Here is a 6259-nt window from a genome sequence, read left to right as displayed (position 1 = left end):
CCCCCCCCCCCCGCCTCGTGGGGCGTGCCGCCGCCGGCCCCCCTCCCCACCCCCCCCTTGTGTGGGGCGGCCACGCCCCAGTTGCCTCAATGGACACCAGTTGCGGGGGCGGCGCCGAGTTGGCCGACAGGCCGGCCGCCTCCCACTCTCGTAAAAATTCAAGCCACGAGCGTGTTCTCTACGAGCTTGATCCAGTACGATGTTCCATACGGGATTGCTTCGTCGTTGAAATTGTAGGCGGGGTGATGCAACCCGGCGCTGTCACCGTTTCCGCACCAAACAAAGGCACCCGGTCGTGCCTGCGCCATGAACGAAAAATCTTCCCCAGCCATGATTGGCGGCGTCTCGAGCACGTTGTTTTCGCCGGCCACCTCCTTCGCCGCGCCAATCGCAAGTTCGGTGGGGATGGCATGGTTGAAAACGATGGCATCGCTGTCTTGGATCGTTAGATCGATCTTGGCGCCGGTTATTTGGGCGATACCGGCTGCCACCTCACCAACGCGCTGCTTGATAAGCTGACGCACCTCCGGCTTAAGCGTCCGCATACTGCCCCGCAGCACTGCTGTGTGTGGAATAATTCTCTGCGTGTTGCCGGAATGGAACTGATGGAACGAAAGCCCCGCCGAATCGACGGGGTCGACGTTCTGCGCCACGATTTGTTGCATCGCGGTGATAAGCTGCGCTCCGACCAGAATCGAGTCGATGCATTTATGAGGCGTCCCGGGATGACCACCGTGGCCTTCGATTCGGATCTCGATTTCATCGGTTGCCGCCAATGTCGGACCGTGCTTGATCCCAAAGGTACCGATAGGCAATCCTGGAAAAGTGTGCATGCCGTAGACCTGCTCAATTCCGAAGCGCTCCATCAGGCCGTCCTCGATCATCGCCACCGCGCCCGCGCCGAGCTCTTCCGCAGGTTGGAAGATCACGACGGCCGTACCGGCAAAATTCCGGGTCTCGGCAAGGTAGCGCGCCGCGCCCAATAGCATTGCGGTGTGGCCGTCATGACCGCAGGCATGCATAATGCCCTTGTTCTTGGAGGCATAGGGAAGATCAGTTGCTTCCTCGATCGGGAGAGCATCCATATCAGCGCGCAAACCGATAACTTTGACGTTGCCGTTGCTTACCGGCCTCTTACCCTTGATAATGCCGACGACGCCGGTCTTGGCAAGGCCACTAATGATCTCGTCGCAGCCGAATTCGCGCAGGCGCTCGGCAACGAGGGCCGAAGTGCGGTGTTCGTCAAAGCCCAGTTCGGGATGTGCGTGGATGTCGCGGCGCCAGGCCACGATGTCAGGGAGAAGGTCGGCGACGCGATTGAGGATGGGCACGGGAGTTTCCTTTCTTGCGGTTGGGATAAGGTTGATGCTGTCTCGCCTCGTCGATGAGGGATCAGGTCGGACGAATCTAGGCGCGGATCGGTCCTGGCGCCGAAACGCTGGGAGCCTGGAGGAGCCAAACCCGGGGCAATGCCTCGACATAAGCCACAGGTGGCGACCACTCCTCTCGCTCTTCATACCCGCATTCGCGACCCGGGCAGCTTGGCGAAATTCAATTTCGAGCACCGATCACGATTCTAGCGCTTTCGACGATCAGGGATCCGTCTTCAAATCTTGCACTGGGCAGTAACTCTTTAGGCGTTCATTGTCGGCGATTGCCAGAATCCCATGCCTCGAATCTTTTCCACGCTCGACGCCGACTTGTGGTCCCTGGAGCTGTGATTGAGGCGCTGCTCAAAATTAGGCAATCAGACTTTTTTGGAAAAGGATCTTCTCCATGCCTCGCACTTTGATGTAACCCATCTTTGATTCGTCGAGCCCCTATTGACACCGGATCAGGCACCTCCGCTACGCAGCTCCATATGGTCAAACCGTAGCAAGCGTTTAAGAGCAGGGTTACGCGAACCAGCCCTGCGATCCGCCGGGATTCGACGTTTTTTCGATTTCTGCGCACAATATCCTTAAAATCACAGGGAAAGCCTTAGAAATACCCAGCATCAAAACCGCGGTTTCGTCGCGCTCCAGGCGTCCAAGTTCGCCAAAACTATTGGAGCAACTCTAGCTGCTCCTAATGTCCGGGGCGACGATAAAAGATCCGCTCCCGAAGCTATCGGGAGATAGCGGAATTGCTGTCCGCGATGTACCGACCGCCGAAGACGGAGCTTCGCCAGTTGGCTCGAGGCTTGCTAAGGCGTCCAGTGCTTCTGCTAGCGCCGACTACACCTCCTGCTCAATTTCGATGGTCTGATGATTAACTGAAGAAAGCCGTACCAATCTTGGTGAGCTTACTGTGCGCAAAGCGGATCAACAAAGCCCATCGTTGGTTCAATGCCCTGACCGCCCGCCTCATCACGGCGCAAATAGCCGAGGAATGCAGATTTTCTGCGAGAGCGACGGATGTTCAGTTAAAAACAGCCCTTTGGTGCGTGCTAATAAGACATATCCACTAGGCAGGAGAGAAGCCTGGTTGGATTGAGCACCCAGGGTGAAGGACGACCGTGAGATGAATTATAAGAAACCTTTCTTTGCCGATGAGTTTGAACGCCGTGTTCACGACGTAAAGCAACGGATGGAGCGAGCAGGACTGGATCTGCTAATCTGCCAGGATCCTGCGAATATGTACTGGCTAACTGGGTATGACGGCTATTCATTCTACGTGCCTCAAGCCGTCTTAGTACACCTAAAAGCGGACATGCCGATGTGGTTCGGACGACTCGTCGATGTAAATTCCGCTCATATTACGACGGATTTACCCGCTGAGAACATAGTATCGTTTTCCGATAAGCGGCTTCACCATCCTGAAATGCACCCCTTCGATGATCTTTGCGACCTGATCGATTCACGCGGGTGGGGATCCGATCGCGTCGGCGTTGAGCTCAACGCCCACTACTACACTGCGCGGGGACACCAACACCTTGTCAACGGCCTTCCGAATGCGAAGTTCGCCGATAGTCGCGAACTGGTTAATTGGGCCAGGCTCGTTAAGTCCGAGGCCGAACTCGTCTATATGAGAGAAGCGGGCCAGATGGTCAGCAATACAATGCAGAAGGCAATTGCAAAGCTAAAGCCGGGGGTTCCGCAAAACGAGGTAGTCGCCGAGGTATTCGGCTCTCAGGTGCGAGGACTCGACGGAAAGTATGGCGACTTTAGCGGCCCTCCCCTAATCCAGACCGGCGAACAGACGAACACTCCGCACCTCAGTTGGACCGATGAACCCTTGCCAACGTCTGGCTTGGTTCTCATGGAGTTTGGCGCGACGCGACGGCGCTATTGTGCGCCGTTGTGCCGTACCATCCACATTGGAAAGCCACCTGAAGAGGTCAAGCGTCTCGCGAAGGTTGTAGTGGACGGTGTTGATGCCGTACTCGAGATGGCGGAACCAGGGGTAGTCGTCGAAGAGGTTAATGCAGTCTGGTTGAGTGTCCTTAAGCGCAATGGGTATAACAAAATAGGCCGCTCCGGCTACTCAATCGGCCTCAACTATCCGCCGGACTGGGGCGAGCGTACGGTTAGCATTCGCCCGGACGACAGGACCGTTCTTCAAGCCGGCATGTGCTTCCATTTCCAATCAGGGGTCAGGCTCGAGGACTTCGGGGCCGCAATATCTGAGTCATTTGTCGTCACCGAAAGGGGGGGTGAACGGCTGACCGATGTCGATCGCCGCTTGATCGTGGTGGACTAGCTGCGCCAGACCATCGCGCTGCTCTCGTGGTAAGTCGCGAGGAACGGTAGACGACCCTGCGAATTGATGTCCGCCCGGATACCATTCCAGGATACGGTTTACGACCATCGAGTGACGCAGGTCATGTAACCGTGGCCCAGTTCGCCCGTGCTGTGATTTCAACCCGGCGCGACGTATGACGGCAAGGAACAGCCATGTGATCGCTTCTGGTGTGTAACGGCGGGTGCGGCCCTGCTCGTGCCAGAACAGGCCAGAGCACGGACCCTGCGATGCATCGGCACGGCTCCGTGCAAAGGCCCGAAGCTCGATCATCACGCCATCGGGCACCGGCAAGATCCTGGTTTTGAAGAACTTGGTTTGCCGAACCGTGATCGTATCGCTCTGGAGATCGACGTCACCAAGATCGAGACGTGCAAGCTCACCCCGCCGCAGGCTCGCCCTCGGTCACCGGGATATCAACTCCACTCTGGTCTACATTACGGTCACACAGGACCTGCTGCATCTCGCCAACGAACGGTTCAGGGCCGTGGGCGCACCATGCCTCAACCTCGAGCGGGAGGTGCGGTCATGAGCAAGGCCAACCCGTTGCCGAAACTGATGCGCGCGTTCTTCTACGAATGGCTTGTTGAGCAGCGCAACGCGTCCATCCACACGGTCCGGTCCTACCGCGACACCTGGCGGCTGTTCCTGCGGTTCATCGCACAGCGTGCGGAAAAGAAGGTTGCGACGATCACTCTGGCCGATCTGACGGCGAGTGAAGTGGCTGCGTTCCTGAGGCACACCGAACACGAGCGCGGCTGCACGATCGGCTCGCGGAACTGTCGGCTTGCCGCGATGCGCAGCTTCTTCAATTTTGTGGCGTGGCGACCAGGGACCCTGCATCGCTCGCCCAGTGCGTCGAAATCCTCCACATCCCGATCAAGCGGGCACCGGTATCGGAACCCTGTTATCTGGATCCAGCAGAGGTCACGGCGATCCTTGCCCAGCCAAGCCGCGCGACTCTCCAAGGCCTGCGCGATCACCATCATTGACCGGTTCCTCGATCACCTTCTGAAAGCCGGCGCGATCGATCGCAATCCCATCACCACCCTGCGCGAAGCGTTCAATATCAAGCAGTGCATGCCGATCTGGCGCGCTCTGGCGTCGCGCAATCCGGAAAAGGCTTTTGCTCAATTGCGTCGACCACAGCCCTTCGGCAGCGTGCTGGGAGAAGTCATGGCTGAGCGTCACTCTTGATGCGCACGCAATCTGGGCTATCGAACCGGATCCCACAAGAACGCGTCGATGCTCGGCCGGGCAAGTCTCGTATTCGTTGCAGATTGTAAATCGCAGTGCATCGGCGGCGCAGGTCGCTTTCGGGGCTGGTGGCCACTGCCCCTGCACAAGCCGAAGCAGTGGGTGAATGCCCGCGCACGGAATCTGGTGCCAGCGCGGACCGGGACGTCGACTACGACGCTGCCAGAACAGAGCGACCGCATCGCGCAGATATCGCTCCACCTGGGCTTCGGTCACATCCGCGACCAGGATATTTCGCCGCGCAAGATGGTCGAGGAACCCGCGCGCATAAGCACAATAGTTTCCTACCACCACCGGGCTGTACTGTTGACTGATCAGTTCGGCTTTGAGCTCGGTAATCAGTTCGCAAGCGGATTTCCGACATCAATGGCTCCTCTGCTGGTCAAAACGACCGCAGAGATTCGTCGGAAAATAATGTGGAGCAAATCCCTCGACCAACGGCAGAATTGTGCGGATTTCACGCGTTCCTTCACATTCCTGCGACCTCACGATTAGTGCGTCGCCAGAAGAACGATGCCGCTGATGCAGCAGCCATCTGCGAGGCGGTGACGCGCCCTTGCGTTTTGTGCCGGTGCGATCGGTCGGGAACCAGGCGGCGCTCATGCATCACAAGGTACGCGAACTTCTGGTGGCCCAAACGCACCCAACTGCTCAATGCCCTTCGCAGCCATCTGGCCGAAATCGGGATCATCGCCGCCTAGGGACCGAACTCGCCTTGGCTACCCTCGTCATCGAGGGCAACGACATGATCCCGGAGTTCGTACGTTCGGCACTGTTGCCGTTGTTGCGCCAACTGAGCGAACTTGATGTCGAGATCGAGCAGAGCGATCAGGCTATTCTGGCCCTCGGCAAGACTGATGAAGTGGCATCCGTCTGATGACCGTTCCCGGCACCGGCCCCATTACTGCCTCCGCGCTTGCGGCGAGCATCCAGGATATCTCCGCCTTCCCAGGTACGCGCAAGTTCGCCGCCTTCTTAGGCCTCACGCCACGGCAGAACTCCTCCGGCGGAAAGGAACGGCTGGGACGCGTCTCCAAGATGGGTGGACCTCTATCATCATGGCGCCACGTTGGGAGGTCCGTCTCGCTTTCCGGTTTTCAATGCAAAGGCTCGCTACCCCCTGTGAGTGAGGGTTGGTTGGATCGTGCTCAGCTGACCCTGACTATGTTGAGGAAATCTTCTTCTCAGATCCGCAACTCGCCGCATCTATGCGTGCCTCGCAAAACAACGCTCATTTCCTGCATTGAGGTGCGATCATTCGCGTAATGCAGTGCCTCTAACG

6 protein-coding genes and 2 pseudogenes are annotated in these 6259 nt (G+C 58.0%); 6 read left to right on the top strand and 2 right to left on the bottom strand.

Features of this window, described 5'->3' with window-relative positions; genetic code table 11:
- Window positions 1-158: 158 nt before the first annotated feature.
- Window positions 159-1331 carry a M20 aminoacylase family protein gene (locus tag NKJ01_RS35750; RefSeq protein ID WP_352735251.1) on the bottom strand — a complete coding sequence of 391 codons (1173 nt, stop codon included), beginning with the start codon at window positions 1329-1331 and terminating at the stop codon, window positions 159-161.
- 1171 nt (window positions 1332-2502) lie between these two features.
- On the opposite strand from NKJ01_RS35750, the gene NKJ01_RS35745 reads away from it, so the two are divergent.
- Entirely contained in the window at window positions 2503-3681 is a 1179-nt protein-coding gene (locus tag NKJ01_RS35745) for a M24 family metallopeptidase (protein ID WP_352735249.1), read from the top strand.
- On the opposite strand, the gene NKJ01_RS35740 is transcribed toward NKJ01_RS35745, so the two are convergent.
- Complete coding sequence (locus NKJ01_RS35740) at window positions 3610-4113, bottom strand: tyrosine-type recombinase/integrase (protein ID WP_352735253.1); 504 nt, start codon at window positions 4111-4113, stop codon at window positions 3610-3612. The genes NKJ01_RS35745 and NKJ01_RS35740 overlap by 72 nt on opposite strands.
- A gap of 135 nt (window positions 4114-4248) precedes the next feature.
- On the opposite strand from NKJ01_RS35740, the gene NKJ01_RS35735 reads away from it, so the two are divergent.
- The 5 genes and pseudogenes from NKJ01_RS35735 to NKJ01_RS36635 all read left to right on the top strand — a co-directional run.
- Window positions 4249-4917, top strand: a complete 669-nt coding sequence (locus NKJ01_RS35735; protein WP_352735247.1) for a site-specific integrase — start codon at window positions 4249-4251, stop codon at window positions 4915-4917.
- 48 nt (window positions 4918-4965) lie between these two features.
- Window positions 4966-5472, top strand: coding sequence for a hypothetical protein (locus NKJ01_RS35730; protein ID WP_352735245.1), 507 nt, complete (start codon window positions 4966-4968; stop codon window positions 5470-5472).
- Window positions 5472-5664 (top strand): annotated as a pseudogene (locus NKJ01_RS36645) (IS110 family transposase); the annotation flags it as partial. The gene NKJ01_RS35730 and the pseudogene NKJ01_RS36645, both read left to right, overlap by 1 nt.
- 28 nt (window positions 5665-5692) lie before the next feature.
- On the top strand, window positions 5693-5854 hold the full coding sequence (locus tag NKJ01_RS36640) for a hypothetical protein (RefSeq protein ID WP_502905960.1): 162 nt from the start codon (window positions 5693-5695) through the stop codon (window positions 5852-5854).
- Window positions 5848-6021 (top strand): annotated as a pseudogene (locus tag NKJ01_RS36635) (transposase); the annotation flags it as partial. The gene NKJ01_RS36640 and the pseudogene NKJ01_RS36635, both read left to right, overlap by 7 nt.
- Between the last annotated feature and the right edge of the window lie 238 nt (window positions 6022-6259).

The sequence above is a fragment of the Mesorhizobium sp. M0276 genome (genome assembly GCF_040321755.1).
Lineage (GTDB): Bacteria > Pseudomonadota > Alphaproteobacteria > Rhizobiales > Rhizobiaceae > Mesorhizobium.
This window is presented reverse-complemented; position numbering and strand designations above follow the sequence as displayed.